The 22,660-nt window shown below is 43.2% G+C and carries 28 protein-coding genes and 2 pseudogenes; 12 read left to right on the plus strand and 18 right to left on the minus strand.

The window, feature by feature from the left end; all coding sequences use genetic code 11:
* The first annotated feature begins 211 nt into the window (after window positions 1–211).
* From JCM10519_RS22200 to JCM10519_RS22235, 8 genes are all read left to right on the plus strand, one after another.
* On the plus strand, window positions 212–535 hold the full coding sequence (locus JCM10519_RS22200; protein ID WP_054741927.1) for a flagellar biosynthesis anti-sigma factor FlgM: 324 nt from the start codon (window positions 212–214) through the stop codon (window positions 533–535).
* Window positions 528–728, plus strand: a complete 201-nt coding sequence (locus JCM10519_RS22205) for a hypothetical protein (RefSeq protein WP_054741930.1) — start codon at window positions 528–530, stop codon at window positions 726–728. The genes JCM10519_RS22200 and JCM10519_RS22205 overlap by 8 nt, the downstream gene beginning before the upstream one ends.
* The gene (locus JCM10519_RS22210) at window positions 725–955 is read left to right on the plus strand and encodes a hypothetical protein (protein WP_054741932.1); all 231 of its coding nucleotides are present in this window, start codon (window positions 725–727) and stop codon (window positions 953–955) included. The genes JCM10519_RS22205 and JCM10519_RS22210 overlap by 4 nt, the downstream gene beginning before the upstream one ends.
* On the plus strand, window positions 952–2,910 hold the full coding sequence (flgK, locus tag JCM10519_RS22215; protein ID WP_054741934.1) for a flagellar hook-associated protein FlgK: 1,959 nt from the start codon (window positions 952–954) through the stop codon (window positions 2,908–2,910). Before JCM10519_RS22210 ends, flgK begins: the two co-directional genes overlap by 4 nt.
* 72 nt (window positions 2,911–2,982) lie before the next feature.
* Entirely contained in the window at window positions 2,983–3,660 is a 678-nt protein-coding gene (locus tag JCM10519_RS22220; protein WP_054741936.1) for a hypothetical protein, read from the plus strand.
* Window positions 3,650–3,994 carry a hypothetical protein gene (locus JCM10519_RS22225; RefSeq protein WP_054741938.1) on the plus strand — a complete coding sequence of 115 codons (345 nt, stop codon included), beginning with the start codon at window positions 3,650–3,652 and terminating at the stop codon, window positions 3,992–3,994. The genes JCM10519_RS22220 and JCM10519_RS22225 overlap by 11 nt, the downstream gene beginning before the upstream one ends.
* 175 nt (window positions 3,995–4,169) lie before the next feature.
* Window positions 4,170–4,625 (plus strand): DUF6470 family protein, encoded by a 456-nt coding sequence (locus JCM10519_RS22230; protein ID WP_347845177.1) that lies wholly within the window; start codon window positions 4,170–4,172, stop codon window positions 4,623–4,625.
* Window positions 4,626–4,755: 130 nt separating this feature from the next.
* Window positions 4,756–5,094, plus strand: coding sequence for a flagellar assembly protein FliW (locus JCM10519_RS22235; protein ID WP_347845178.1), 339 nt, complete (start codon window positions 4,756–4,758; stop codon window positions 5,092–5,094).
* A 181-nt stretch (window positions 5,095–5,275) separates the two neighbouring features.
* Here JCM10519_RS22235 and JCM10519_RS22240 read toward each other — a convergent pair whose 3' ends face one another.
* Together JCM10519_RS22240 and JCM10519_RS22245 are read right to left on the minus strand one after the other, a co-directional pair.
* Entirely contained in the window at window positions 5,276–5,905 is a 630-nt protein-coding gene (locus JCM10519_RS22240) for a hypothetical protein (RefSeq protein ID WP_054741940.1), read from the minus strand.
* Window positions 5,902–6,648, minus strand: coding sequence for a nucleotidyltransferase family protein (locus JCM10519_RS22245; RefSeq protein ID WP_054741941.1), 747 nt, complete (start codon window positions 6,646–6,648; stop codon window positions 5,902–5,904). The genes JCM10519_RS22240 and JCM10519_RS22245 overlap by 4 nt, the downstream gene beginning before the upstream one ends.
* Window positions 6,649–6,824: 176 nt before the next feature.
* Between JCM10519_RS22245 and JCM10519_RS22250 the strand changes: the two genes are divergently transcribed.
* Window positions 6,825–7,541 carry a C39 family peptidase gene (locus JCM10519_RS22250; protein WP_347845152.1) on the plus strand — a complete coding sequence of 239 codons (717 nt, stop codon included), beginning with the start codon at window positions 6,825–6,827 and terminating at the stop codon, window positions 7,539–7,541.
* Window positions 7,542–7,562: 21 nt separating this feature from the next.
* On the opposite strand, the gene JCM10519_RS22255 is transcribed toward JCM10519_RS22250, so the two are convergent.
* From JCM10519_RS22255 to JCM10519_RS22270, 4 genes are all read right to left on the minus strand, one after another.
* On the minus strand, window positions 7,563–7,958 hold the full coding sequence (locus JCM10519_RS22255) for a hypothetical protein (RefSeq protein ID WP_054741946.1): 396 nt from the start codon (window positions 7,956–7,958) through the stop codon (window positions 7,563–7,565).
* A 72-nt stretch (window positions 7,959–8,030) separates the two neighbouring features.
* Window positions 8,031–8,399: a flagellar export chaperone FliS gene (gene fliS / locus JCM10519_RS22260; RefSeq protein WP_054741954.1), complete on the minus strand. Its 369-nt coding sequence runs from the start codon at window positions 8,397–8,399 to the stop codon at window positions 8,031–8,033.
* Window positions 8,400–8,417: 18 nt separating this feature from the next.
* Window positions 8,418–9,701: a flagellar filament capping protein FliD gene (gene fliD, locus JCM10519_RS22265; RefSeq protein WP_054741956.1), complete on the minus strand. Its 1,284-nt coding sequence runs from the start codon at window positions 9,699–9,701 to the stop codon at window positions 8,418–8,420.
* A 93-nt stretch (window positions 9,702–9,794) separates the two neighbouring features.
* Entirely contained in the window at window positions 9,795–10,874 is a 1,080-nt protein-coding gene (locus JCM10519_RS22270) for a flagellar cap protein FliD N-terminal domain-containing protein (protein WP_054741958.1), read from the minus strand.
* Window positions 10,875–11,016: 142 nt separating this feature from the next.
* On the opposite strand from JCM10519_RS22270, the gene JCM10519_RS22275 reads away from it, so the two are divergent.
* The 3 genes from JCM10519_RS22275 to JCM10519_RS22285 are packed head-to-tail and all read left to right on the plus strand — an operon-like array spanning window position 11,017 to window position 12,449.
* Window positions 11,017–11,790 (plus strand): AAA family ATPase, encoded by a 774-nt coding sequence (locus JCM10519_RS22275; RefSeq protein WP_054741960.1) that lies wholly within the window; start codon window positions 11,017–11,019, stop codon window positions 11,788–11,790.
* Window positions 11,791–11,812: 22 nt separating this feature from the next.
* Entirely contained in the window at window positions 11,813–12,250 is a 438-nt protein-coding gene (locus JCM10519_RS22280) for a hypothetical protein (RefSeq protein WP_054741961.1), read from the plus strand.
* On the plus strand, window positions 12,243–12,449 hold the full coding sequence (locus JCM10519_RS22285) for a late competence development ComFB family protein (protein WP_054741963.1): 207 nt from the start codon (window positions 12,243–12,245) through the stop codon (window positions 12,447–12,449). The genes JCM10519_RS22280 and JCM10519_RS22285 overlap by 8 nt, the downstream gene beginning before the upstream one ends.
* Here the strand turns inward: JCM10519_RS22285 and JCM10519_RS22290 are convergent.
* The 12 genes and pseudogenes from JCM10519_RS22290 to JCM10519_RS22340 form a co-directional block, all read right to left on the minus strand.
* Window positions 12,446–13,726 (minus strand): HDOD domain-containing protein, encoded by a 1,281-nt coding sequence (locus tag JCM10519_RS22290; RefSeq protein WP_054742054.1) that lies wholly within the window; start codon window positions 13,724–13,726, stop codon window positions 12,446–12,448. The genes JCM10519_RS22285 and JCM10519_RS22290 overlap by 4 nt on opposite strands.
* Window positions 13,727–13,750: 24 nt before the next feature.
* Window positions 13,751–14,641: pseudogene (locus JCM10519_RS22295) on the minus strand (chemotaxis protein); the annotation flags it as partial.
* A gap of 83 nt (window positions 14,642–14,724) precedes the next feature.
* The gene (locus tag JCM10519_RS22300; RefSeq protein WP_054741965.1) at window positions 14,725–15,207 is read right to left on the minus strand and encodes a chemotaxis protein CheD; all 483 of its coding nucleotides are present in this window, start codon (window positions 15,205–15,207) and stop codon (window positions 14,725–14,727) included.
* Window positions 15,200–15,826: a chemotaxis protein CheC gene (locus tag JCM10519_RS22305; RefSeq protein ID WP_054741968.1), complete on the minus strand. Its 627-nt coding sequence runs from the start codon at window positions 15,824–15,826 to the stop codon at window positions 15,200–15,202. The genes JCM10519_RS22300 and JCM10519_RS22305 overlap by 8 nt, the downstream gene beginning before the upstream one ends.
* 30 nt (window positions 15,827–15,856) lie before the next feature.
* The gene (locus tag JCM10519_RS22310) at window positions 15,857–16,633 is read right to left on the minus strand and encodes a flagellar hook-basal body complex protein (RefSeq protein ID WP_054741970.1); all 777 of its coding nucleotides are present in this window, start codon (window positions 16,631–16,633) and stop codon (window positions 15,857–15,859) included.
* 13 nt (window positions 16,634–16,646) lie between these two features.
* A complete protein-coding gene (locus tag JCM10519_RS22315; protein ID WP_054741971.1) occupies window positions 16,647–17,450 on the minus strand; it encodes a flagellar hook-basal body complex protein in 804 nt (267 codons plus the stop codon).
* A gap of 18 nt (window positions 17,451–17,468) precedes the next feature.
* Window positions 17,469–17,909 carry a sigma-70 family RNA polymerase sigma factor gene (locus tag JCM10519_RS33020; RefSeq protein ID WP_347845153.1) on the minus strand — a complete coding sequence of 147 codons (441 nt, stop codon included), beginning with the start codon at window positions 17,907–17,909 and terminating at the stop codon, window positions 17,469–17,471.
* 1 nt (window position 17,910) lies between these two features.
* Entirely contained in the window at window positions 17,911–18,282 is a 372-nt protein-coding gene (locus JCM10519_RS33025; protein WP_347845154.1) for a sigma-70 family RNA polymerase sigma factor, read from the minus strand.
* Window positions 18,279–20,350: pseudogene (gene flhA, locus JCM10519_RS22325) on the minus strand (flagellar biosynthesis protein FlhA). Before flhA ends, JCM10519_RS33025 begins: the two are co-directional and overlap by 4 nt.
* Window positions 20,351–20,390: 40 nt before the next feature.
* Window positions 20,391–21,359 carry a flagellar biosynthesis protein FlhB gene (gene flhB / locus JCM10519_RS22330; RefSeq protein WP_347845155.1) on the minus strand — a complete coding sequence of 323 codons (969 nt, stop codon included), beginning with the start codon at window positions 21,357–21,359 and terminating at the stop codon, window positions 20,391–20,393.
* A 120-nt stretch (window positions 21,360–21,479) separates the two neighbouring features.
* Window positions 21,480–22,241: a flagellar biosynthetic protein FliR gene (gene fliR / locus JCM10519_RS22335; protein WP_054741972.1), complete on the minus strand. Its 762-nt coding sequence runs from the start codon at window positions 22,239–22,241 to the stop codon at window positions 21,480–21,482.
* Window positions 22,242–22,392: 151 nt separating this feature from the next.
* Window positions 22,393–22,653: a flagellar biosynthetic protein FliQ gene (locus tag JCM10519_RS22340; protein ID WP_054741974.1), complete on the minus strand. Its 261-nt coding sequence runs from the start codon at window positions 22,651–22,653 to the stop codon at window positions 22,393–22,395.
* Window positions 22,654–22,660: the final 7 nt, after the last annotated feature.

The raw sequence follows: 22,660 nt of genomic DNA on the forward strand, positions 1-22,660 counted from the left end.
AAGTTAATATTTTCTCAAAACTGACGATATTATAGATGTAATAAAAAAATTTTCGTGGCATGGTTTTCTTAATAACAATAAACAAAAGCGCTGCCTGAATCTTATTCATAATATCTATAATGGGTACTTAGGTCATTTAGAAAATCAGCCGTTTGATATGCCGCCAGGCAAATCGAACTTCCTTATAAACTTCTTAGAAAGGAGTAAATAAATGCGTATTTCACAGAACTATTACAGTACGCGGTATAATACCTCCATGACACGGCAGAACCAGGATCAAAACGAAATCAGCCTTTCTGAATCCGGTAAGAACAATTACGATGCAATCACCATCCGTTCCGCTCCCCAGGAAGCAATGGATACCAAATTCATCTCAACCCTCAAAGATGCCCTTATGAAAGAAATTAAACAGACCGCATCAGAAGAAAAGCTGAACCGCTTAAGACAGAAGATTGAGGACGGAACCTATCAGGTGGATGCCAACAAGATCGCCGAAAGGATTCTTTTATACAAAGGAGAAGATTTTCATGAATGATTTTATCGCAGTTATTGAGGATATGATCCAGCTTTTTCAGGACCTGGTTTCAGTTGAACAGGTAAAGCTGGAGGCCGCTAAAAAAAACCGGGTCACTTATGTGGAAGATTGCATGAACAAGGAACAGGCCGCCATATTAAAGCTGAGAGGCTTGATAAAAAGCGGGAGGATTGCCAGGAGCAGCTTGGAATGAAGGGTGATACCTTTCAGCAGATCCTTTCAAAAGTCTCAGAGGACGACAGCCGTAACCGGCTGAAAGAACTGTTTGACAGACTTTCCCGCCAGGTCAGGCTGTTTCAGGAAATAAGTGATGCTGCAAGAACCATGATTGAACTCAATCTTCACATGATAGACAAAGCCATTCAGAATTCTCAAAGGGAAATGGCTCCAGACAAAGCAAAATGGGAGGGATTAATATGACACGCTCTACTTTTTCTGGCTTTACTATTGCCCAACTGGCCATGACTGCCAGCCAGCGGGCTATTGACGTGACCGGACAGAATATAGCAAATATTAACACAAAGGGTTACACCAGACAGAGGGTGGATTTAATAAGCTTTAATACAAGAGGCGCGGATAACACAAGCACAGGGCCTGGTTCTAAAATAGGTTACGGCGTTCATATTACCGGCATTTCCCAGATAAGGGATCCCTTTTTAGATGTTCAGTTCCGGAATCAGATTGCCAAGGTGGGAACAGCAGATGCAAAACAGGCTACCTTGGATCAATTAGCGGATATTTTTGATGAGACTGATAAAGATGCACTAAAAACAGCGCTCAGTTCATTAAGCTCCAGCCTTGATGAACTGGCCTCTAGAGCAAACAGCAGCGAGAATGACAGCATTGTCCGTTCCAGGGCTCAGATCCTTGTAAATTACATCCATCAAAAGGCCGCCGACCTTAAAAGTGTTCGGGAGGAAACCATCAATGGCCTGGAAAGTACGGATATCCCTGCCATCAACAGTCTCCTTTCTGACATCGGAGAGTTAAACGACGCCATCTGGAAGAGCCAGGTACAGGGCAATCCCTCTCTTGAACTTTTGGATCAGCGAAATGAAAAATTCGATGAACTTGCCGGTTATCTTCCCATCACTGTAACTTACAAGGATGTGGTCGTTGCCACAGGAACTAAATTTGAGTATCCGGTTATAAAATTCAAAGGCAGTGATGGCATGACTTATCCTCTTACTGCAGGAGAACACGGCCAAAATGTCGCTTTATTTTCTATGGAACGAAACAAAGGAATAAATGGAGAGCCGGATGGTACGGTCTCCATATCATTAATTCCTGCCAGTGATTTCCCTGAAAGCGCGGATGTAAGCACTCTGAAAACGGATATTACCGCTTATCTGAAAGAGGGAACTTTAAAAGGAACTGTGGATGTATTGAATAAATCGGGAGAAATGGACAACCCTTCCACAGATTTCAGAGGAATCGGATATTACGAAAAATCCTTTGAAGCTTTTGTCCAGACCTTTGCAAAGACCTTTAATCAACTGAATGTAAATACGAAACCTTATACCGGAGTGACTTTGCTGCCGGATATGGGCACAGCATCAAAGGACTCTGCTACTGGAGAAGCAGTATTCAGTATGGATTTCTCAAAGACGACCGGAAACTTCTTAAGAGGAGAAACCATTACAGTTAATGGCACGACTTATACATTTGGCAGCGGTGCAAATGATATACCCATTGGAGCAACTCTTGAGGATAGTATAAACAACCTGGTCACAAAATTGAATGACCCGTCATCTAATCTAAACATGCTGGTGGATGGCAACAGTGAAGCCGGTGCATGGTCCTATGTTTCCGGAAAGCTGGAATGGCGTAGTACCAGTGCCGTATCAACGGATGTGGACAGTATCAAGAACCTTGATGGAACAGATATATCCCTTGGCTATAAAGCAAATCCTGTCAATATCAGAAACTTTGATTTGTTCCAGACCTCTGATGGAAGCAGCCGTTTTACCGCCAGCAACATTAAAATATCCGATGACTGGATGAACAACACCATTCACATCATCCCCTCTCATGATGAGGATGCGGGTTCCACTGCCAATGACAACATTTTAAAAATGCTGAAAGCCTTGAGTGATGAGCGGGTTTTCAAATATGAATACACCTATAAGGACAACAACGGAGTTGCCCAGACCGGATATATTACCCATTATACCGGAAGCTTTTTCCAGTGCTACTCTAACCTGGAAAATACTCAGGGTATTGACAGTTCCGCCAATAAAGCAATCCTTGATAACCACATATCTGTTCTACAGCAGACTGCAGACAGCAAGGATGAGGTATCAGGTGTTTCTTTAGATGAGGAAGGCATCAACCTGATGCAGTACCAAAGATCCTTTTCGCTGCCGCCCGTCTAATGACAACCCTTGACGAAGCACTGAATACATTAATAAACAATACCGGCATCGTAGGACGATAGGAGGTTTCCAATGAGAATTTCAACCAATGCGATTATACGGAATTATAAAAGCAATCTTGCAGCTTCCATAGCCAATTTAAATAAATCCAGAGACCATGTTATGACTCAGCGAAGCTTTAACCGCGTTGCAGAGGATCCTGCATCTGCAGCCCGCGCCTCCCAGCTTCACCGCAAATATTACAAGAATCTGGATAATTTAAGCACCTTATCGGATGTTCAGTCCCGTCAGGATGGACAGGAAGATGCCCTCATGCAGATATCCAATGCTATGAAAACCATTAGTTCTGATTATAACATACAGGCTATGAGCGGCGACAAGCAGACCCCGGAAGCGCGGGAGACCTTTGCCGCTGCCATTCGTCAGTTTCAAAAATCCATGGCTTTAAGCCTTAACTCCACCTATGAAGACACATTTTTATTTGCCGGAGCAGACGGAGAGAATCCGCCCTTTGTGCTGTCTGAGGATGGGAAAAGCCTTACTTACCGGGGAATTGATGTGAATGCCGCACCAGGTAGCCAGGATTATAAAGATCTTACTAAATTATCCAAAGAAACCCTTTATGTTGACTTAGGGATGGGCCTTTCTCTCGATGGCATTGACCGTGTCGTGCCTTCCAGTGCATTTAACTTTCTCTTCCCGCATAAAAGCCATTGGATTCGGAAAAGATGCGGATGGATTGAGCGATAATGCCATTGTATTAGCCGGCCAGCTGGCTGATGCCCTGGAGGCAGATGATTTTGATACAGAGGCTTATGGTAAGCTTATGAACAAGTTTAAAGACTTAGGAACCAAGGTATTAAATGAAGTCACGAATCTGGGCGTTAAATCAGAATTCTTAAATACAACAAAGGACCGGCTTGAAAATAACGATATTTCTCTGCAAGAACAGATGTTAAAGGTGGAAGGAATGGACCCTGCTGCTGCTATTACCGATTACATGTGGAATCAGTACGCATACAATGCCGCCCTTAAGGTAGGAACCAGCATCTTATCTCCATCTTTTATCGATTTCATGAAGTAAAATTGATGGAGGTGTGTTATAATGGAAACATTGCTAAAGATTACTACCATACCTATTGAATACGAACTGAAAATCCATAGAGCAAGGTTGGAATATTCTAGTTCTAAGTCTGAACTGATAGCCAACAGAATCAAGGGCGGCCTGACCATAAAAAAATCGCCCGATCAAATTACAACTGGATACGTACGATGCACGTAATTCAGTCTGCCCTACTACTATGGAAAGCGTTCGCCAGGCCGCTGCCAAGGGCAAGTCCGCAGCCATGGAGGCTACTGCTACATATGCAAAGGAAGGTGCCATGTTGTTAGACCCAAAGATTACAAATCCCCTGGATCAGATATTCAGCCAGCGTGCGTCGCAGCCTACGGGAGAATTCGGATTACGTTTTCTTCCCACTACAGGCCCTGATATCGAATGGTCTGATCCTGATTTATCCATGCAATACCAAATGGATAAATTAAGTTTTGACATGAAGGTAGCAAATGGAAATTTTGAGTTTATACCGGGAAATGTTGAGTTATCTATCACTCAGATGCCTGACGTGAATATTGAATATATCGGCAAGCCTCTTTATGTTCCGCCCAGCGCGGCCAGTTACTTCAATCATACTCCGGTAGATATTCTCGCTTAATCCTGTATTCTGGAGGTATTTATGGAAATCAATACACAATATTTTGGCAAGATTTCCTGTTCAGAAAAAGAATTCATACATTTTTCTGACGGGCTGTTTGGTTTTACTGACTTAAAAAAATTATGTTCCTCTGGCCTTTCAGGAGAACAGCGATGCTTTGATCTGCCTGCAGTCCGTAGATGATCCACGCGTTTCCTTTATTCTTATGAATCCATTCCAGTTTTATGAGAAATACGAACCGGAATTATCGGAAGAGGATCAAAAACTTTTAAAAATTGCAGACAGCGAGGATAAGGTTTCTTATTATGTTATCAGCGTGATCCATGACCCCATGGAAAACAGCACGGTAAATTTAAAGGCTCCTATTGCGGTAAATACAGAAACCCGGGAAGCCAGACAGATAATTTTGGATAATCCCCTTTACCGTTTCCGTCATCCGCTTAAGGATTTTACGAAAAAGGGGGATTAGTATGCTGATTCTTCAAAGAAAAAAATAACCAGTCTCTTACTATTGGTGACAATATAACTGTTACAATTGTCGAGATTGGAAATGACTGGGTAAAGTTAGCGATCGATGCACCAAAGGAAATTTCAATTCTTCGTACAGAGTTATTGGAAGCTGTCTCGGCCAATCAGGAGGCCGCTTCCTCTCATCTGAACGCAGGCTCTATTTCCAAAATCAAGGACTTGATGAGCCAGTCAAAAAAACAGCGGAAATACCTGATATTATTTAGGTATTTCCGCTGTCTTTTCTTCTTTTTGACTTTTTTTGTTCTTCTTCTTTTTTTCTCCTCTATTTCCTTTTTCTCTTCTATTTCTATTATTTCTTCCGCCTCTTCCGCATTTACTGCCTGATACTTTCTCCAAATAAACCGAAAAAACGTCTTTTTTTGAAATCCGGAACTTTTCTTCCATTCTGTTGACAACCAGCCTTCTAAAATATCGTTCAAGACGGATAAGCCAAAAAAACAGGGAGGAATACGCCGGCTTTCTCTAATGCTGGATATATGGTTTCCATATAATCCCGATCCGGAAACAGCCACGCTACCAGCCTTTTCAATTCTTCTTTTTTTCCTGTCCCTGGAGTAACAATCGGCAACCGTTTTGATTAGGGGCAGGAACTGCTCACTGATTTCACGCCCTTCCGTTCCTTTGCTGAAGATGTAAGATTCCATGGCATCATATATTTCCACATTTTCAATTCCCGTTCCAGTGCCAAACCAGCGGAGGATAAGATATTCCAGACGTTCCGCAAATTCCTCTATTTTAAGCTCCTTCAAACGTTCGTAAATATAAGGCCATAAAAAGAATTCCCCCTGGCTTTATAAAATGCCCAAAAATCCATAATCTGGCTTAAACTGATATCCCCTCTGGCATAAGAATCCGTCAGCCTGCACATAAGGAATAAATACGTCTCACTGGCATTCATCTCCCGGATATGATTTAAGCCCCTTTTATTGGGCAGGGAATGAATCAGATTGGTATAAAACTTCTGCATGGATCTGCCAAAAAACATGGTCTGATTGAAACATAAAACTTTATTTCCCGGGACCCGGTAGTAAAGTTCCCCTCGGATCTCCGTATATCGTTCTTCAAAATCCGCGTTCCAAAGAAGTGTTCTGACAACCGGGGCATACTTTTTTTCCGTGCCGATCTCTATAAACTCCCTGCAGCACATTTCTTCGATGGGATAACATTTAACAAAATCAGAATAATTTAAAAAAAAGCAGTTAATCCCGTTCCTTTCCAGAAGAGTCCGAACCTGCTTTTCTGCTGAACGTAAACGTTCGACCCGATGAACGGATTCTAAATATTTGCCAAAAAAACGCTGACGCACAGACTGAGGAATCTCTTCATCTAATCCCATAATTCCGTAATAAACAACATGAGCCACACGGTGATAATCAGCAATCCGAAACATCTTTTCCCAATTTAAGTACCTCAGCGGCGCCGGTGATTCTTTCTGGTTCAGCACTGATGACAGCAATGTCATTAAATACCGTTCTTCGTATCCTTTACTCATTCACGATTCCACCTTTAATCAATATACGTTTTCCTGCTGTCAGCAGATCATTTACCGCTGAAAAATTAATACTTCTTATACTATATATCGGTTTTTTTATAGCAATCTTAACTTTATCAGACAGCAGTTCGATAAATAACATAGAAATGAATATTATTATAGAAAAGGTGAATGTGTTGAATACCATCCAATATATCATGTTCCGAACTCTGTTTCTGACTGTAATTCCTTTTATGTCCTCCCCTTCCTTTAATCAGGCGATCCTGGGAGAAACAGCAATTATCTCAGACTATTCTCAAAATGAAAGCCCTGAAACGCCAACAGCCGATTTCCCTCAAGAAGGAAGATATGACCTCATGCTGGACAGCGTATGCGGCCCTCTTACCTACTACAACCAGTCTGACGCAAGATGGGGCAGCTTCCTATATGGTGGAAAGGATCCTCTTTCCACCTACGGCTGCGGCCCCACAGTCATGGCCATGGTTGTCACAAGCCTTACCGGCAATCAGGTACTTCCACCTGATATGGCTGTGTGGGCGGCAGCAAATAAGTCCTGGGCCCCTGGTCAGGGTTCTTATCACCGACTGATATTAGACAGCGCCCTTGCTTACGGCCTGAATGCCGCACCAGTTAAAGATTATACGGTTCAGGGGCTGGCAGATGCATTAAATTCCGGTCATTTGGTCGTAGCCCTTATGAAAAAGGGGCATTTCACCCAGAACGGTCATTTTATTATCCTTACCCGCTTTACAGAAGGGGGAATGGTGAAAATTGCTGATGCTAATCAATACGATAATTCTCAAATAGACTGGGATCCCTCTCTTATATTGAAGGAATTAAACTACCATGCTTCAAACGGAGGACCTCTTTGGATGATCGGTCCTCCGGGTTAATCAATCGTACTTCCATGTTAGTTATTGATAGTAAGAGTCTTTTCCTGATAACCGTATGCTTATGAGGCGGTCCGCTTCAATGGTCCGTTTCAGCACAAGCTGAATACTCTTTCCTTTCTCCGCCAGCAGCTCAGCCGTAGGACTGTCAGGTTTCCTGTCTCCTTTGCCGTTTAGCCACTCTTTTACCTGACTGCCTTCATCGGGCGACAGGGCGGATACCAGGCATTCTACGTTTCTGGTACATACATCTGCTTTGTTCATTTCATCCTGACGCATTCCCAACAACATTTGAACCGATTCCCTGTCATTTCGGGACAGGGAATCCCCCATCTCCCGGGTAATGCGCTCAATTTCAGCTATAGACATATATTTCTTCTGCATCTCTTTAAGAATTTCAACCAGCATGGAATCTTCCATGTTCATCCTCCCTCATTCTTATAACTGAATATTAAATAACCGAGAGAAAATTTTCCCTCCGGCACCTTTTTTTTAACTGCTTAACCGCTGCGCCTCTTTGAAGGCATCTCTCAATTCCACAATCAAGGGTCTGACTTCTGCGATTACCTTTGCATTTCTTCCTGCGCTGATCCGGCTGAACTCATAAAGAAAGAAGTCATACAGCCGATTCAGCTCGGAGCTTATTTCATAGTTATGATCCAGGGTACTTTTTAAATAATTGACAATTTCATTGGAACGCTGCATGGATTGGTCGAAAAGCATATAATCTTTTTTTTCCAGGGCAAGTTCCGCTCTAGTCAGACGCTTTAACAACTCATCATACAGGAGACCAAGCATCTCTCCTGGAGTCATGGTATTTACCGCCTGAGCTTTGTAATTCTGATAACCATTTGCATTCATATTACGCACCGCCGTTCCTTATTGCCCGCCGACTGAACTCAGCCAACTACTTTGAGAGTTCATTTGAGAAATCAATGTCTCTAATGAGGTAAACTGCTTTACATACCGGTCTGTCTCTGTTTTCAACTGTGACTGAAGACGTGTAATAATACTATCTATTCCGTCAACAGATTTTTTAATGGTATTGGACAGAATGCTGGTAGGAGCATAGATGGAACCAGCCTTCTCAATCAGGCTGCCCTTAACTGCTCCTTTTGTAGAGGCATAGTTATCGGTTATGGTAGTCAGACGGGACATAAAGCCGCCTGTTTCTCCTGTCGTCTTATCCGCTTGCTTGGTAAAGAGTTCTTTCATATCTTCGGCAGAATTTTCTAAAGCTGCTCTAAATTTTGCCTCGTCAAGCACAAGGCTTCCCTGCTCTGAATAATCTTTGCTTGTGGATATTCCAAAAGACTCCAGCTTTCTTTGGTTCTCAGAACCAGCCGAAAAAACGAAGCGCAGACTGTCAGAAAGGTTTCGCAGCTCAGGATCATTAAAAAGCAGTCCCTTTTTGGCTTCTGTTTCCCATTTCTCAATCTGAGAATCCTTCATCTGTTCTTTCTGTTGATCTGTCAACGGTTCATATTTGCGGTTTGGCTTAGTGGAAACTTCACTATTTACCAGTTTAATGATATCGTTATAGTCTTTAATCATATCAGTAACAGCTTTTATGATCTTATCCGTATCTGTTTTGGCATCAAAGGTGACTTCCTCAGCTTTATCGTATACACCCGTCTCATTAAAGGTTCCGCTTACGGTAACATTTAAGCCATCCAGGTTGAAGGAGTTACTTCCCCGGGTCAATTCCACTGGAGCGGATGAATCACCGTATTTCGCAAAGATAACAGCATCTTTGCCCTGAATCACAGCCGGAGGAGTTACCACTCCATTAGAATCCTCTGTTCCGGCTAAGGATCCAAACAGCTTCACGTTATCTGTATTTTGACCATCTGTAGTTTTGTCATCGAATTTTATCTTTCCGGATGCTCCTTCGTCCCTTGATACAATGGAGAATCTGTCGGCATTTCTTAAATAGCTTACAGTTACACCGGCATCGGACTCATTGATCTTTTTGATGATTTCATTTATACTACTACCATAAGTAAGCCCTTTGATATCAACACCATTGATGGTGATGTTTAATGGGTCAGTTTTCACCTTCGATGAGTCCTTATTTAACCCTGATTCCAAAAAGGAGGCATTCATCCTCAGTCGGTTTGATTCCCCATTTTCCACGTTTAAAGCACCAGTCTTCCCTGTCACTCCTGCATCGGCAGAGGATATTGACAGGTCAGAAGATCTGTCATCAGCACACCAGTCCCATCAGGCTTTTGGGTCTTAAACTCGAGCTTTCCATTAATGGCTGCCACTCCAATTCTTTTTTTCTCCGAATTCCTTTGCCAGTTTTGTCTGGATGTCCTTCGCAAAATCACTTAAACTATCCCCGGCCTTGTAGGAAAGCGTTATGGATTTTGAAACCCCGTTATAAGTAAAGGTCATCTTTTTGCCATCAACCTGATCGCGAAAGGACATAGGCTTAAAAAGATCCTGATTTGTCTTTAATTCATTCGCCATTCCGCTGGCAGTGATGACCGTCTTGCCCTGTTTATCCAGTTCCGCAAGGGCATCACTATCAGCAATGCCAAGGGCTTTCAATGCTCCCTCGCTTCCTCCTGCCAGACGAATATCATTTCCTGCGGTATCCTTGGACACAAAATCCAGCGTAAATGGAGTTCCCGCTGGATCGCTTATTGAACCGGCAGGATCCGCGGTTACCTTAATCATATCAGCCAGAGTCTTGCCCCCTCCTATGGAAACCCCCTCCAGTGCTTTTGTAATGGAATTCACTGTTTGTGCTCCATTTGAAAAATCATATGGATTCCCATCCTGATCGGTACCGCTGTCTAACCGAACATTAAACGTTTTGTTTCCAATCTGAAATTTTAAACTCTCCCCTTCCAGCGTGCCGACTGTCTTGATTTCATTTACATCAATCGTTCCTGTACTTAAGGTTCCATTGGTAACATAATCGCCGGAAACGGCGGAGGCCTTTTCTGCAAGCTGTTTCACCCCTACAATGGAAACGGTACTGGAATTAGAAGGACTTCCTGATACCTGGATATACTTGCTGTTTGTTCCTATTGGCGTCACACTGCTTCTTGACCAGAAAGCAGCACTGGAAATATTTGTATCCGGGCTTGTATAGGAAGTATATTTTTGAGAAAACTCAATCAGCTTGGAACTGATGGAGCGGTAAGCATCCTGTTTCCACAGCAGGGTCTGTTTGCCCTTTTCCTGCTTCGCAATCTTCGCTCTTGTGGCAGCGGTCATGCCTTCAATCAGACTATCCCGGTCTAAGCCACTGGCAAGGCCGCCAAAACCGCGGACAGAAGAAGAATAACTACTATTCGTCACACTATTGTATACTGATGCCATATTGAAGCTCCTTTCTAAACGACACACATCATCTGATTGTCGAAAATCCAGTTTTTTTGTTGTTTTTACTATACTTATTTATCGACATATTGTATACTAAAGATAATAGTTTTATTTCAATTTACGATTGGAGGAATAGAAGTTGTCAACAGTCATTGCAATTACAAATCAAAAAGGCGGCGTAGGCAAAACAACCACTTCCTGTGCTCTTGCCTGCGGTCTGGCCATGAATCATAAAAGAGTTTTGGCAGTGGATTTAGACCCTCAGGGCAACTTGGGTTTCAGCCTTGGGCTGCAGATCGAATCCGGCGCAACCATATACGAAGTTTTAAAGGGGAGTGCTTCCCTGCAGGAGGCTATCCAGTCCACAAAACGCTGCGATGTAATCGCCTCCAACATCCTCTTAAGCGGAGCTGAACTGGAGTTTACAGGAAAGCAGCGGGAATGTATTCTGAAAAATATTCTCTCTACTGTTGCCGGATATTACGATTATATTATTATTGATACTCCCCCTGCCTTAAATATTCTAACTGTAAATGCTTATGCGGCTGCCGACTATCTGATCATTCCCATGATTCCGGAAATTCTAAGCCTTTTGGGAGTTTCCCAGATTAAAGATACCATCAACACTGTCCGTTCCTCCGTTAATCCGGATCTGGTAGTCCTTGGAATATTGCTTAACAAATATAATCCCAGAACCCTCCTTTCCAAAGAGGTTAAAGAGATGGCTCAGAAAATCGCCTTACAGATCAACTCTACGGTATTTAACACTCATATTCGATCCAGTGTCAGTGTGGCTGAGGCCCCGGCCCAGGGAGAAAACCTTCTGGATTATGCTCCCAGATCCAATCCGGCCAAGGACTACAGGGAATTGATTTCCGAGGTTCTGGAATTGATCAAGCAACATAAAAATTAATTACCTGAAGGGAGTTTTAATTATGGCCAGAAAAAGCAGTAAAACAGCCCATGTTATGAATCTGTTAGCAGGGGAAGAGGCGGAGTCCTCAAAAGAAGAAGCTGCCAGGGAAAATCTTGCAGCCAGACAAACCTCCGATTCTACGGAGAAAATCAGGGAACTTACTGATTCAAATCAGCCGCCTTCTCCCCCGACTCCTATTTCCATTATAGACATGTCCTCTTCAGCTCCAGACCCGGTAGCAGAACTGATCAGGGAGCAGTTAGAAGAGGCGGAGGAAACAGAGGATATGAAAGATGTAGAGGATATGAGGGAGACGGAACATGCTCCTGGCCCGGAGGCTCCAGCCCTTGCCCAGGAAGCAGAACCTAAGATCCCGGAACCAGTGGTTCCACCATTTCAATATTTGAATGTTATGGAACACATCATAAAAAAATGCGGCACCAGAATACATGGATAAATTTGATGTATGCAGCTGTGAACGGTGCACTGCCGATGTAACGGCCCTGGCTTTGTCCCATCTGCCTCCCAAATATATTGTTGCGGAGCAAGCCACCGCTTCTCCTCTTTTAAACTTTTATACCACCCGCTTTTCCCAACAGGTGGTCGTAGAATTAACCAAAGCCTGTTCTACGGTAAAAGAAAACCCACACCATTAGGTGTGGGCTTCTTTTATTACATTCTCTGATTCCCGTTCTCCGCTGCTTATTACCCCTTCCCATATCTCATTTACCGTTTCCACACAATCCATATAGGTTTGCGCCAGCAAAGAAGAAGGAATACCTAATTCATTTGACAGGGATTTTACAGCTTTCCAGTCCGCATTTTCATAGCTGAGAATGAGTTTGTAAAGCGCTCCGCATATCCCTTCCTGACTAAGCAGTGCATCCTTAATCTCCTGGGCTACCGGCACTTCTTCCAGTATTTCCTCCAAAGGCGCATCAATCATGTACTGCAGGGTGGAGAACATTCCCATCATATAAACCTCTGACCGGATAATCGGCAGGTCCTTGATATGGTCGGAAAGAACCATAGCGTAATTAGCCCGAAGGAATGACAGCTTCATCATGGCCTCACGGGACTCATCACTTTCAAAATCATTGTTAAAGCTTAAAAGATATACCCATTGCTTTAACTGACTGATTCCCATGGTTACCAGCGCCTGACGGATGGAGGACACCCGTCTGCGCAGGGCAAAATAAGCGGAATTCACAATTTTAAGAAGAGCGTAGCTTAACGCCGCATCATGGCTTATGACCTCTTCTATCCGTTCAATATCCGGCTCATCTTTCGATACCTCCACAACAAGCTGGAAGAAATTCCCTTCCAGGAATTCCAGCCGCTTTACTCTCCTGGCCATGGCCTCTGCCACATAGCTGCCTTCCGCATAGTCAGCACCGATTTCCATGGCAAGCTCATAGTCCTCCTTGGTATTGACTCCGGTTGCGATGCATTTCTTATCAAAGCCTTTCATGGTATTGATAAGATTACTTAAGGAAATCCGTTCTCTTCCTTCGTGCTTGCTGCTGATATCCACTTTTATGTAGGTAACATAGTCCAGCATGGTAAAATACTTGGGAGAAAACTGGAAATCATTGATGGCAAAGACATAGCCTTCTGTGCGGTATTTTTTGATTATGGTGGGCGATAAGGGATGGATCATTACATGATCTTCAATTTGAATAATTAATTTATCCTTATCAAAAATTTTCGGCATATTACGAAACAATAAAGAAGGAGTAAATGTTACAAATGTAAGTTTATCCTGGAAAATCCTTTCCGTGTTCTGCATAAGAAAACCTGCAATGGTATCTGCCGCCGCCACGTCGGAACTGTTATACAGGGCGTCATAATCCTTTTGAAACAGCACCTCGTAGCCGATGATCTTATCCTCCGCAAGTGCCTTAATAGGCTGCCGGGTGACATATCTATCCATTCTTTTACCTCCTTTGAAGCAAATGTCGATCACTTCTACCAGATGTCCGATTTCCGGTTTGGACAACTGCTCATCTGCACCCAGCTTTTTTTCCTTTGATCATTAATTCCTCATTGATCATGGAAGAAAAAAATAATAACCGGGATATGCTGTAAGGCCATATTTTCCTTAATCAGCTTTGTCAGATGGTGGCCATCCATTTTCGGCATTTCGATGTCTGTAATAATCAGGCTGACTTTTTTATCAAGATCTGAATCGTTACGAATCTCATTTAAGTAGTCCCACGCTTCCTGTCCGTTATTCTTAAAAGTCAGGTTATCGTAGCCTGCTTTTCTGAGTGAGGTTTCTATCATCCTGGTCAACAGAATGGAATCCTCTGCAATGAGGATTGGACTTTCATTTTTTTTCCCTGTCTTCAAATCTGGTAATCTCTTCCAGCTGAATCCCTGTTTCCGGAGCAATTTCCGCTACGATTTTTTTCAAAATCCAGGATTGTCACCAGATCATCACCACACTGGGCAATGCCTGTTGCCACTCCTTCCTCCCCACGGCTGATGGTATTGTCCGGCTTCTGTATATCCTCCCATGAAATGCGCTTATTCCCACCACGCTGTGAACACGGAAAGCAATATGCAGCTTGTTAAAGTTAGTAATAATGAATAAATCTTTCGGCTGCTGCTCCGTTTTGCTTCCTGTCAGGTAATAAGGAAGGTCAATTACAGTGAGAAGGATATCTCTGGGCTTGAATATTCCCTCTACAGAAGGGTGGGCATGAGGAATGGGCTTTACTTTATCTGACATCATGATTTCACGTACTTTTGCCACATTAATGCCATATAATTCACCGTAAATGGTAAATTCCATTATTTCGATCTCATTGGTTCCTGACTCTAACAAAATCTCTGTTTCTGCCATACTTCTTCTCCTTTATCTCAATATAATCCGGCAAAAACATCTGCCTAATAAAATATCGGCATATTTCTTCCGGTTCATAATGTTTACAAATCAATTTCCGCCCTACCGTAAGTTCTGATTCTGACGCTTCCTGTACTTACATCAAAAGTCATGGTCCGTGCGTAGTTTTCTCCAACATCTTCAGCCACAAGGCGGATTCCCTCTGAGCGAAGAATCTGCTTCACGCTGACAATATTACGGGCGCCGATATTACCAAGAGTACTGTTTCCCTGTAATTCAAACATCTTGGCTCCTCCAGCAATCTTAGCAATCAATCTGGGCTTTCTGGCTCCCATGATCTCTATCTTGCGCAGCGTCTCAGCCAGTCCGGTATCTGCGTATTTAAATATATTCCCATCACCTGAACCGAATACCTCAGGAAGCATAATATGTACCAAAGCTCCCAGTTTGATCATTGGGTCATACAAACTGATCCCAATGCAGGAACCAAGGGCATAAGTGATTAAAATTCCCTCCTGCCTGGCAAACTTCATGTCTGCGATTCCAACCGTCAGATTTTTATCCATTGATTATCCCCAGCTTTTCCATTAAAAAGTTCAATGACTGAATTTCCGGCATCATCAGAAGATCACTGTGGAGTACCTTGCCACCTATGATAAACTGGCCGCTGATCATCATCATTTTATCCGTCTGATAGCCAAATTCCACCATGGGCACGCTTAAAATTCCGCCCAGCATATTTACCGCTATATCAGGAACAGACAAACTAATGGAAACGTCACTGAGGGAGGAAATTGCATTGACGTAAGAAGATATGATAATATTTCCCACCTCTTCCAGTGCAGAGGTTTCCAAAACATTTAACTGATAGTAATCTTCAATTTCCTCCTGCATAAGACTGGATAAAACTTCGTTGATAAAATCCAGCTTAAGAACAAACAGCATCAGGCCGTTGATCTCTCCAGACATCTTTACCAATATAGCCGCCACAATTTCTTCCGGGTCTCCCAAAAACTTAATTGCATCATTATAACCGAGAATCTGCACATCCGGAAGAGTCATGCGCACAGCCTTTCCCAACATGGAGGAAAGGGCTGTGGCTGAATTTCCTGTGCCGATACTGCCTATCTCCCGGATTAAGTCCAGCCCTAATCCACTCATTTCATCGTAACGTGTTATCTTCATGATATCACCCTCCTTCCTGATAAACTATCCTCAGCCTTGCCGAAGTGAATTTATGGTTGTTTCAATTTCATCGGAGGTCTGCACCATTTTAAGAGAGTAAGAATACGCTCTCTGTGCCTCCATCATTCTGGTCATTTCTTTGGCAAAATCCGTGCCGGACACCTCTTCGGCGCCTTTTACTACCGTTGCCTTTTCAAGCAGAATGGGAGCTCCGTTTTTTTCCGTTACAGCGTATTCGTTATTTCCTATGTCAGAAATACCGTCTCTTCTTGCAAAGGTGTACACGCCTATGGCTTTGGGATCATGCTCATCTTCTTCCAGTTCTTCTTCCTCTTCCTCAATTTCCTCCTCTTGTCCGGGATAAACAGCAGGCTTGACAGGATAGGAAATTTCCTGCTGGTCCATGTTTAAGACTCTCTTTCCTGAAGAATTCACCAGATAAAAATTATCTCCCATCATGGAAAGCTGAAAGTGTCCGTCCCTGGAATAGGTAATAGCCCCTGTAACCGGGTCCTTTAACATGAAAAAGCCTTCTCCTTCTATGGCGTAGTCGTTCTCAAGCCCTGTTTCCCGATAAGGCATATCAGTCATATCTGACTTGACAAGGTCTACTCTGGTTCCACTTCCCGTTTTAGCCGCATTGCCGCCCTGAGTGCTTCTTGCCTGGGCATAAATCAGATCTGAAAACACACTGTACTGAGGTTTAAAGCCTGTTGTATTTACATTAGCAATATTATTGGATACCACATTAAGCTTTGTCTGCTGATTTAAGGCGCCCAAAGCTCCAATATAAAAAGACTGGTTCATCTACTCTTCCCCCTTATACTCTGCCTATATCACTGGCCACCTTGCCCATAAGCTGGTCATATATCTTAAGTACCTGGGCAGCACTTTGAGTCGCTCTTTGGCTGGTGATCATTTGAGTCATCTCTTCAATGGGATCAATATTGGACCGTTCCAGTGACTTCCACTGGATTCCTCCATCCACCCCATTACCCGCAGCAGTCGTGGTAAAAACGCCGTTGTCTCCCTTCACAAGCTGGGAGTAATCATCAAAGTCCACAACCCGGAGTTTTCCCAAGAGAACCGGCTCCTGTTCCTCCGTATCCCCATCGTCCTCTCCGGTTCCCTGTCCTTTTATGGGCATTTCATAAATATTGCCTGACTGATCCACCATAATATGGTCTGAGGGAAGCTCAATGGGGTTTCCATCTTCTCCAATTACCCTGCCCCGGGAACCTAAAGAAAGGTATCCATCTCCATCAGTAGTAAAAGAGCCGTTTCTTGTATAAACCTGATTTCCTGCAGAATCCTGAATGACAAAGAATCCTGGTTTTGTCAAAGCAAAATCCAGGTTTCCTCCAGTTTCCTCTACTGCCCCCTGATTATGGCTGGTCACTGTACTTCTGGAAGCACGTATCATTGATACGGACCCAATCTGAACGGGATTGCTTTTATCGCGGTTTCCGCTCCGGTAAAGCATTTCATCCCGAAACGTAGTGCTGACCATGCGGTCTGGTTTATACCCCGGAGTTGCACTATTGACCATATTGTTTCCGATTACATTTAAGTTTCTGGTCTGATACAGCATTCCTGATGCCAGATTATAGAATCCTTGAAACATTTCATTTCTCCCTTCTTGCTACTCATTTATGAAATTAGTCAGATTCAATCTGAGCTTTTGAAGCGCATTGGAATGAATCTGGGAGATCCTGGGTTCACTGACATTCATAATCTGCGCAATCTCCCTCATATTTAATTCGTCCATATAGTACAATGAAATAACCTTTTGTTCATTTTCTTTTAAATCATTTATGGCGGAAACCAAAATCTCTTTAAACTCTTTTTGGAGATAATGATTCTCAGGCTGGTCATGTTCGCTCATTGACGGAAGCTGCATTGACTTTTTATCATCACTTCCCACCTCCAGGACCATGTCCAGGGAAATGACGCTGTAAACATTTGTCTTGCCAAGAGTCTCCTGGTATTTTTCCATGGTGATGTCCATATAATCTGCTGTTTCCTTTGAAGTAGGAAAACGGCCCAGACGGTTGCACAATTCCACGACCGCATTATCCATCATTTTAGCGTTTTTTTCTTACGCTTCTGGGAATCCAATCCTGCTTTCTCGCCATATCAATAACCATTCCACGAATCCGCTTGGAAATATATGTTTCAAACTTTACGTTTAATTCCGGATCAAACTTTTCGATTCCGCTCATAATCGTCAATACGCCTTCATTGACAATATCCTCCACCTGCGCAAAACTTAAATATACGTCCCGCATCTGGAGAGATATGTTCCTGACCATATTTATATACCGCATCACCAGTTCATGCTTGACCCTGATGTCTTTTGTTCTCTTATATTTAATTAATAAATCTTCATTGGTATATTGGCTTAAATCCTGTTCCATCCCGACTAACACTGCCTTTCTGTAACAAAATCCGGTCAAAGGGTGATATTCCCGATTGCCTGAATCTGAATATTATTTGCAATCTCATTAAAGGAAAGGACATATACATTGGGATAAAACTGTTCAATCAACCGATAGAAATAAAGCCTGACAACCTGGCTTGTAAGAACCACCGGCTTCTGCTCCAAATCCGTGAATTTCTTCATCTGTTCTCCCACTTGTCCAATCACAGACTGCATCACATCCGGCTGAGGGCCAGATAGATGCCCTGTTCTCCTTTTGCCATACTGCCTATAATATTTTTCTCCAGTTCTGCATCCAGGGTGAGAACCTTCATCTGTCCTCCTTCACAGAACATTCTGGTTATGGTTCTCTTTAAAGCAATTCTGATGTTTTCTGTAATCACATCCATATCCCTGGTGGTTGGAAGAGAATCTGCTATGGTTGCCAGAATCGTTTCCATGTCTTTGACTGGAACCCCTTCCTTCAATAAATTAATGAGAATTTTCTGAATGCCTCCATATGTAAACTGGTTCGGAAACAGTTCATCCACCAGCTCCGGAGAATGCTTCTTCACATTTTCCAGTAACTGCATGACTTCCTGCCGTCCTAACAGCTCATAAGCGTGCTGCCTGATGGTCTCTGATAAATGGGTCAGCATGACAGAAAGTGGATCAATAACGGTATAACCGTAAATTTCCGCCATTTCCTTGTTTTCCGGCCTGATCCATTTACTGGGAATTCCATAAGCCGGCTCCACAGTTTCAATTCCGTCTACTTCGCCGGAAAGAGAGGGCGGTTCCAATGCCAGATAATAATCTACCAGAATTTCTCCCCTGGACACCTCTTCGCCTCTGATCTTTATGACATACTGGTTTGTATTTAAACTGGAACTGTCCCTGAGCCTGACAGAGGGAATAACAAGCCCCATGTCCTGTGCATACTGCCTTCTGAAAATAACGATCCGGTTGATCATCTTCCCGCCGCTGCTCTCATCGATCAGCGGAATCAGACTATAGCCAAATTCCATTTCAATAGGTTCCACGTTAATGAGAGCGTAAACATTGTTCACATCCCGGTAGTAGGATTCCTCATCGGAAGCCGGCTGTGCCGCTTCTTCGGGCGCGGCCATGGCTGCCGCCATTTCCGGAAGACCGGAGGCTGACAGACGAACCCTCTGCCCTAACCGGTAACCAGTTATAATAAGAACCGCTGCCATAACTGTCAACTGAATTTTAGGCATTCCAGGTACCAGCATTAACACGATCATTACAAAACCAGTGAGCATAATAGCCCTGGGCTGGGCCATAAACTGGCTGGATACGTCATCATTTAAGGTGCCTTCTGATACAGCTCTTGTTACCACCATACCGGTAGCCGTAGCGATCAGAAGAGAAGGGACCTGGGAAACAAGTCCATCACCCACCGTTGCAATAGAATAAATGGACATCACCTGGCCAAACTCCAGATTTGACTGCACCATACCAATAATGGCGCCTCCAATAAAGTTAATGGCAGTGGTGATCAGGGACATGATGGCATCTCCCTTTACAAACTTGGTGGCACCATCCATGGCTCCGTAGAAATCCGCTTCCTTCTGAACCTTATATCTTCTTATCTTTGCTTCCTGCTCATTGATCAGACCGGAGCTTAAATCCGCGTCAATGGCCATCTGCTTACCGGGCATGGCATCTAAGGTAAACCTGGCCGCAACTTCTGATACACGTTCCGTACCCTTTGTAATAACCAGGAAGTTTACCAGAACGATAATGAGGAATATGATAAAACCAACTACAACATTTCCCTGTAAGACGAAATCACCGAAGGCTTTGATTACCTGTCCCGAAGACCCCTGATTGGACAAAATATTTCTCGTTGAAGACACATTCAGACCCAGACGCAGCAGGGTTGTCACTAAAAGCAGGGCCGGAAGATGGAAAATTCCAAAGGCTCTTTTATGTTCATGGTTATCAGCAGGATAATCATGGAAAGGGAAATATTTATAATAATCATTACGTCCACAAAAAAACGGAGGCAATGGAATAATCAATAGAAGTACGATCAAAATGACAAATACTACTACAGAATTTTTCAGTAAAGTCTTCATTCTTTTACACCATATCTTTCAGTTTCTCTGCTGTTTTTCTTTATTCTATGATCTTGTTATTCATGCGGTATACATACACCAGAATTTCAGCGACCATACCGTAGTATTCTGAAGGAATCTCAGCCCCAACCTGGGTGGCGGCAAAGATGCCTCTTGCCAAAGGTTTATTTTCAAGCACATATACCCCATGTTCCTCGCCTATAGCCACAATCCTCAAGGCCAGTTCATCCTGGCCCTTGGCAACCAGAACGGGAGCATTGTCCTTCTCTATATCATAGCGCAGAGCCACCGCATAATGAGTGGGGTTACGTATGATCACGTCCGCTTCAGGAACCGACTGCATCATCCTGGAACGTGCCCTCTCTCTTTGGAGGCTGCGGATACGCCCCTTAATCTCAGGATTTCCTTCCGTCTGCTTGAATTCTTCTTTTAATTCCTGCTTTGACATTCTGATCTGACGTTCATAATCCCACCGCTGATAAAAGAAGTCAAAACCGGCAACAGCCAGGAAAATAAGAGAAACCCTGAATACCATATCCATAATGGCATTCAGTACATACATAGCAGATTCTTTTAAGTCCATATCAATGGTTCTTGCAATTGGCCTTAAATCCCCTTTTATGATCTGGAACAGGATGATTCCCAGTATGGTAATCTTCAGCAAATTTTTCAAAAGCTCTATCAGGCTTTTTAGAGAAAGTAAATTTTGAATTCCCTGAATGGGGTTGAGCCGGCTAAACTTGGGGGCTAAATTGCTTTTTGTAAACAAAAATCTAGTTTGTACCCCAGTTCCCAGTACAGCCAGTACAATACCTGCCAGAAGAATGGGAAGAGCCGATTTTAAAATTGCCCACGCTGTATCTCCAAAAATTCCGGTGGAATAATCAGACAGATTCTCCACCCCGGGAGCCAGGCTCAAATATTTTATCATATAATCCCGCATGGTCCGGTACATAAAAGGAAATAACATTTTCAACAGCACGAAGGTTCCAAGTAAGGAAGCTATCATGACCACATCCTTACTGAGGGGAACATGACCCTTTTTTTTCGTTCATCCCGCCGTTTTTTTTCGCTGAGGCCTTTTCTGTTTTTGAAGGATCTTGCATGGCCGCTCATCACATCCTTTGCATTATAGAAGTCTGATTATATCCTGAACTGTTAAAAGCATCTGGCTTATCACACCGCTTACATAATCCGTCATAGGAGAAAACAGAAAAATCAGCATAATGAAACCAATTACGATCTTTGCCTGTATATTTACAACAAACACATTGATCTGGGGGATTATTTTCATTAAAACCCCGACTGCAATCTCCGTTAAAAATTCAATGGCAACGATAGGAAATGCAAACTTAACGGCCATAACTATGCACTGGATAAAAACTTCCAGCATTGCCCACGCCACACGGCTTCCAAAAACAACCTGACCGTAAGGAACTATTTCTGCAGATTTTATGAGAAGCTTAAATAGTGCCAGATGGCCATTCACCGCGAAAAACAACAGGATAAAATACACCTGATAAAGGGTTCCTGTAAGAGCGATCTGAGCGTTAGTCTGAGGGTCATAGATCATTGCCATGGACAAACCCATTTGAAAATCCATTACTGCCCCTGCAAAAGTAATGACCATAAGAAATAATTCCATAACAAAGCCAATGGTAAACCCAACGGCAAACTCTTTTAAAAGAAGTACTGCAAATTCAATGGAATTCACAGGCTCTGGCACCTGAGCCGAGGAAAAAGAATAAATCAACAGCGTAAATACCATGATCATACCGCCCTTGACCTGTGCCGGAATATTTCTTCTGCCCAAAATCGGGTTTAAAAGAATAAAACCTGACATTCTCATAAAAATAAGAGAAAACAGCATTACCTGTCCTATTTCCGGCATCTAAATCTTCCTTTCATCATTACTGTCCAAGCTTTTTGGACAGGGCCCACCCCGTTTTACCGGGTGTAAAGGTATACCCGTAGGGTGTTTCCTCTTCTTTCTCCATATCTTTCGGCCATCATAAGACCCTGGAAGGTGTTTCATGCCCATCTCATTTCAGCATGGTATTAAAAATATTGATAGTAAAATCACTGAGAGTGGTCATCATATGATCACCCATTATCAAAAGTATCAGGCCTATAACGATCAGCTTCGGAACAAAGGTAATCGTTTGCTCGTGGATCTGGGTCGCCGCCTGCACAATAGAAATAATGATTCCGATGATCATGCTGACAATAAGCGCCGGACCGGCCAGCTTGACCACCAGCCCGAATAACTCATACATCAGGCTGTTTACTGCAACATCCGTCATCTTTTAT

The organism is Clostridium sp. NkU-1 (assembly GCA_001312405.1).

What these genes read in the sequence shown, in the direction of transcription:
- JCM10519_RS22315 (WP_054741971.1), bottom strand. Translation starts at nt 17,450, where the DNA reads ATGTTTCAAGGATTCTATAATCTGGCATCAGGAATGCTGTATCAGACC.
- fliS (WP_054741954.1), bottom strand. Translation starts at nt 8,399, where the DNA reads ATGAATGCAAATGGTTATCAGAATTACAAAGCTCAGGCGGTAAATACC.
- JCM10519_RS22305 (WP_054741968.1), bottom strand. Translation starts at nt 15,826, where the DNA reads ATGAAGATAACACGTTACGATGAAATGAGTGGATTAGGGCTGGACTTA.
- JCM10519_RS22290 (WP_054742054.1), bottom strand. Translation starts at nt 13,726, where the DNA reads ATGGATAGATATGTCACCCGGCAGCCTATTAAGGCACTTGCGGAGGAT.
- JCM10519_RS22210 (WP_054741932.1), top strand. Translation starts at nt 725, where the DNA reads ATGAAGGGTGATACCTTTCAGCAGATCCTTTCAAAAGTCTCAGAGGAC.
- JCM10519_RS22300 (WP_054741965.1), bottom strand. Translation starts at nt 15,207, where the DNA reads ATGGATAAAAATCTGACGGTTGGAATCGCAGACATGAAGTTTGCCAGG.
- JCM10519_RS22255 (WP_054741946.1), bottom strand. Translation starts at nt 7,958, where the DNA reads ATGGAAGATTCCATGCTGGTTGAAATTCTTAAAGAGATGCAGAAGAAA.
- JCM10519_RS22285 (WP_054741963.1), top strand. Translation starts at nt 12,243, where the DNA reads ATGGATAAATTTGATGTATGCAGCTGTGAACGGTGCACTGCCGATGTA.
- JCM10519_RS22270 (WP_054741958.1), bottom strand. Translation starts at nt 10,874, where the DNA reads ATGGCATCAGTATACAATAGTGTGACGAATAGTAGTTATTCTTCTTCT.
- JCM10519_RS22280 (WP_054741961.1), top strand. Translation starts at nt 11,813, where the DNA reads ATGGCCAGAAAAAGCAGTAAAACAGCCCATGTTATGAATCTGTTAGCA.
- JCM10519_RS22200 (WP_054741927.1), top strand. Translation starts at nt 212, where the DNA reads ATGCGTATTTCACAGAACTATTACAGTACGCGGTATAATACCTCCATG.
- JCM10519_RS33020 (WP_347845153.1), bottom strand. Translation starts at nt 17,909, where the DNA reads ATGATGGATAATGCGGTCGTGGAATTGTGCAACCGTCTGGGCCGTTTT.
- flhB (WP_347845155.1), bottom strand. Translation starts at nt 21,359, where the DNA reads ATGATAGCTTCCTTACTTGGAACCTTCGTGCTGTTGAAAATGTTATTT.
- JCM10519_RS22340 (WP_054741974.1), bottom strand. Translation starts at nt 22,653, where the DNA reads ATGACGGATGTTGCAGTAAACAGCCTGATGTATGAGTTATTCGGGCTG.
- JCM10519_RS22220 (WP_054741936.1), top strand. Translation starts at nt 2,983, where the DNA reads ATGAGAATTTCAACCAATGCGATTATACGGAATTATAAAAGCAATCTT.
- fliR (WP_054741972.1), bottom strand. Translation starts at nt 22,241, where the DNA reads ATGCCGGAAATAGGACAGGTAATGCTGTTTTCTCTTATTTTTATGAGA.
- JCM10519_RS22245 (WP_054741941.1), bottom strand. Translation starts at nt 6,648, where the DNA reads ATGAGTAAAGGATACGAAGAACGGTATTTAATGACATTGCTGTCATCA.
- JCM10519_RS22205 (WP_054741930.1), top strand. Translation starts at nt 528, where the DNA reads ATGAATGATTTTATCGCAGTTATTGAGGATATGATCCAGCTTTTTCAG.
- JCM10519_RS22310 (WP_054741970.1), bottom strand. Translation starts at nt 16,633, where the DNA reads ATGAACCAGTCTTTTTATATTGGAGCTTTGGGCGCCTTAAATCAGCAG.
- flgK (WP_054741934.1), top strand. Translation starts at nt 952, where the DNA reads ATGACACGCTCTACTTTTTCTGGCTTTACTATTGCCCAACTGGCCATG.